4 protein-coding genes are annotated in these 3,472 nt (G+C 66.7%); 3 read left to right on the forward strand and 1 reads right to left on the reverse strand.

Annotated features, from left to right (window positions below):
* Nucleotides 1-264 precede the first annotated feature (264 nt).
* Entirely contained in the window at nucleotides 265-1,044 is a 780-nt protein-coding gene (locus VEG08_02130; GenBank protein HXZ26775.1) for a carboxymuconolactone decarboxylase family protein, read from the reverse strand.
* Nucleotides 1,045-1,292: 248 nt separating this feature from the next.
* Here VEG08_02130 and VEG08_02135 point away from each other — a divergent pair, with 248 nt between their 5' ends.
* From VEG08_02135 to VEG08_02145, 3 genes are all read left to right on the forward strand, one after another.
* On the forward strand, nucleotides 1,293-1,946 hold the full coding sequence (locus VEG08_02135) for a response regulator transcription factor (protein ID HXZ26776.1): 654 nt from the start codon (nucleotides 1,293-1,295) through the stop codon (nucleotides 1,944-1,946).
* 12 nt (nucleotides 1,947-1,958) lie between these two features.
* Complete coding sequence (locus VEG08_02140; protein HXZ26777.1) at nucleotides 1,959-2,471, forward strand: hypothetical protein; 513 nt, start codon at nucleotides 1,959-1,961, stop codon at nucleotides 2,469-2,471.
* A gap of 138 nt (nucleotides 2,472-2,609) precedes the next feature.
* A partial coding sequence (locus VEG08_02145; protein ID HXZ26778.1) for a glucosidase occupies nucleotides 2,610-3,472 on the forward strand: 863 nt, incomplete at its 3' end.

Below are 3,472 nucleotides of genomic sequence, written 5' to 3' on the forward strand. Positions count from 1 at the left end.
TGGCTCCCGCCGGCAACGTAGCCACGGGCAGCGCGCAGATGAGGAACAGCGCTGCAGCTTGTCTCAGCGATTTCAGGATTGAGGATGTCATTCTGTTCTCCTGCGGGGTGTCTGCCGCTCCTCGCGCCTGACCAGCGTGACCGAAGCCGGCAGACGATTGTCAGGATGATGCTTGCTGGCGGCCAGCCTGGCCGCCATCGACACCTTCAGGGTAAGAGGGGCCGCACGCGCCGCAGAACTGGCAAAACTGCTAGTTGGGCCGCATCAGATGACCGCCGCCAGGTGCTGATCGCCGGAAGCCGCCTGCAGTTCCTCGTCCAGGATGGGCACCGCCAGGTTGCAGGCCTCGACCCCCTGCGCCAGGCAGAGCTTCAGCACCTCCATGATCTCTTCCACGGTGGCGCCCAGCTTGAGCGCGGCCTTCATGTGCCGCCGCACGCCGGGGGCGTACATGTGGGTGTAGGAGGCGTTCAACGCGATGCTGACGAACTCGAACAGCTTGGGGAGCAGCACGCCGCCCGTGTAGATGCCGGCATTGGTCGCGGTGAACTGTTCGGCGAAGAGCGGATCCAGGTCGTACCAGGGGTCCCAGGCGTAGTTCCACCGCCCGATGGTCTTCAGGCGGTCGCAGGCGGGGGTGGCGACCTTGGCCTGCGACTTGGGCACGCGCATGCCCGCCTCCTTGACCTCCTCCAGCAGGATGGGCGCGCCCAGGCTGCAAGAATGGATGGCGAGCACGGAGGCCATCTTCAGCACCGCCAGGATCTCGTCGCGGGTGGCGCCCGTCTGCAGGGCGGCCCGGATATGGCGGCGCGTGCCCTCCGGGTTGAGGCTGGTGCAGGCGGCGTTCAACGCCACCCCGATCAGCTCGACGCTCTTGCGCGGCAGGACGTTGCCGGCCCAGGCGTTGGTGGCCATCTGGAAGCAGGCCTCGGCCCACTGCGGATCCCACTCCCGCAGCTTCTCAAACGACGCTTCCCACGGGCCCGTGGGATGCCCTGGGCGGACGGTGGGCGCGCTTCCGGGCCTGGTTTGCTTGGTCATGGAGTGCCTCCTTGCCTGCCGGCAGGAACGTGGAAATGGCTCACCTTGCAGGGTAGAAGGCCGTGCCCACGACGCCAACTGGCAAAAGTCACAGTTGTGCCCGTCCCAGCGAGGTCACATCCTGCCGTGAGCGGAATCACGGAAACCCAGGTCCGGCGGGCGCAGACTTCCACCGTGCAGGAACCTGCCCGCGACCCGGGGCCGCCCCGGGGTATCGTCGCCGGTGGCAGGGAGGAGTGGAACCGGCCATGAAGAGTGTCATGCCGCCGCGGCCGCGTCTTCTCCTGGCCGACGACCATACGTTGGTCCTGGCCGCCTTCCAGAACATGCTGGAGCCGGAGTACGAGGTCGTGGGTGCGGTCGCCGACGGCCGCGCTCTGGTCGACTTCGCCCTGCGCCTGAAGCCCGCCCTTATCGTCGCCGACTTCTACATGCCCCTGCTGAATGGGCTGGACGCCGCCCGCCTCATCCTGCAGGAGCTCCCCACGGCGAAACTGGTCGTGCTGACCATGGACCAGGACCCGGACCTGGCCGCCTGCGCCTTCCGCCTGGGCGTTTCCGGCTACCTGCTGAAGAACTCGGCGGGCGCCGAGCTGAAGCGCTGCCTGGCGGAGGTCTGCGCCGGCCGCCGCTACCTCACGCCGGCGATCGCCCACGGCTGCATCGCCGACCTCCTTCTCCTGTCCGAGGATGCGGCTGGCTCGCAAGCCCTCTCCGAGCGCGAGCGCGAGGTCGTCCAGCTCCTGGCCGAGGGCCGCCCCATGAAGCAGGTGGCCGACATCCTGGCCATCTCTCCGCGCACGGTGCAGTTCCACAAGTACCGCGTAATGGAGCGTTTCCACCTGAGATCCAGCGCTGAGGTGGTGCAGTTCGCCATCCACAACAAGCTCATCGCGGCTTGAGCGGGGAACCGGATGCCGAGGAAGCTCTCCCGCAGTTCGGTGCTCAACCTCCTCCTGGTGGCGGTGTTGCTGGGAACCCTGCCCTCTGCTGCGTGGCGCTTGTGGCAGAGCGGCAATACCTACCTGCTGACCGAGACTTTCTTCTCCGACCTGCTGGCGCGGCTCTCCGGACCGGGGCGGCTGCGGTTCCTCCTGCAACCGCTGATGGCCATCCTGCTGGGCGTGCGCGGCGGCGCGCGCGATGCCCGCGCCGGCCTGCCGCCCTTCCTGTGGGCGCTCCTGTTCCATGCCGAGCACCGCAAGGACATGTGGCGGGAAGCGATCGCGACGGTGCGCGACCTCATCGCGGTCGCCATCCTGCTGGACCTGGTCGCCCAGGCTCTGATCTTCCACGAACTCCGTCCCGGCGCCGCCCTGCTCATCGGCCCGCCCTTGATCCTGGTACCCTATGCCCTCTCCCGAGCGCTCGCCAATCTCATCGCGCGGCGGCGACAGAGTCACGCGCCGGCCCCGCGTGCCGGTTGACGTCTTTCCCGCGGCGTTTTACTGAGAGAAGTGCTAGTTCCCACCCCCTCAGCTGGGTGGTAGCGTCAGGCTAGAGGGCCCCAACATTCTGCGAGGTTGCGCGCGCCCGCCTCTTGCGCACCAACCGGGAGAGCCTCCATGAATCCCCTCCCGTCCTCTTACTCCGAAACCAGCGAGCAGAAGCGCCTGAACGCAGCCCGCGAAAGCGGCGTCCCGTGGAAGAAGTGGGGGCCGTATCTGAGCGAGCGGCAGTGGGGCACGGTGCGCGAGGACTACAGCCAGGACGGCAATGCCTGGGACTACTTCAGCCACGACCAGGCCCGTTCCCGCGCCTATCGCTGGGGAGAAGACGGCCTGGCAGGGATCTCCGATGACAAGCAGCAGCTCTGCTTCGCCCTGGCCCTGTGGAACGGCCAGGATCCCATCCTGAAAGAGCGCCTCTTCGGCCTGACCAACAGCGAGGGCAACCACGGCGAGGACGTCAAGGAATACTACTTTTACCTCGACAGCACCCCCACCCACTCTTTCATGAAGTACCTCTACAAGTATCCCCAGCGGGCCTATCCCTATTGCGATCTGGTGGAGACCAACCGCCGGCGCTCGCGGGAAGAGCCCGAATACGAATTGCTGGATACGGGCATCTTCGACGACGACCGCTACTTCGACGTCTTCGTGGAGTACGCCAAGTCGGAGCCGGAGGACCTGCTGGTGCGGATCTCGGTCCACAACCGGAGCTCGGAGGAGGCGGAAGTGCATCTGCTTCCCACCCTGTGGTTCCGCAACACCTGGTCGTGGGGCGACGGCAGTGCCAAGCCCATGCTGGGGCAAGTGAGCGAGGGAACCATCGTGGCCTCGCATGCCCAGCTGGGCGACCGCACGCTGCAGTGCGAGGGCAAGCCCGAGCTGCTGTTCACGGAGAACGAATCCAACGCCAGCCGGTTGTGGGGACAGCCGAACCCGTCGCCCTACGTCAAGGACGCCTTCCACAACTACGTGATCGG

The sequence above is a fragment of the Terriglobales bacterium genome, from assembly GCA_035624475.1.
Classification (GTDB): domain Bacteria; phylum Acidobacteriota; class Terriglobia; order Terriglobales; family Acidobacteriaceae; genus DASPRL01.

What these genes read in the sequence shown, in the direction of transcription:
- VEG08_02130 (HXZ26775.1), bottom strand. Translation starts at nt 1,044, where the DNA reads ATGACCAAGCAAACCAGGCCCGGAAGCGCGCCCACCGTCCGCCCAGGG.
- VEG08_02135 (HXZ26776.1), top strand. Translation starts at nt 1,293, where the DNA reads ATGAAGAGTGTCATGCCGCCGCGGCCGCGTCTTCTCCTGGCCGACGAC.
- VEG08_02140 (HXZ26777.1), top strand. Translation starts at nt 1,959, where the DNA reads ATGCCGAGGAAGCTCTCCCGCAGTTCGGTGCTCAACCTCCTCCTGGTG.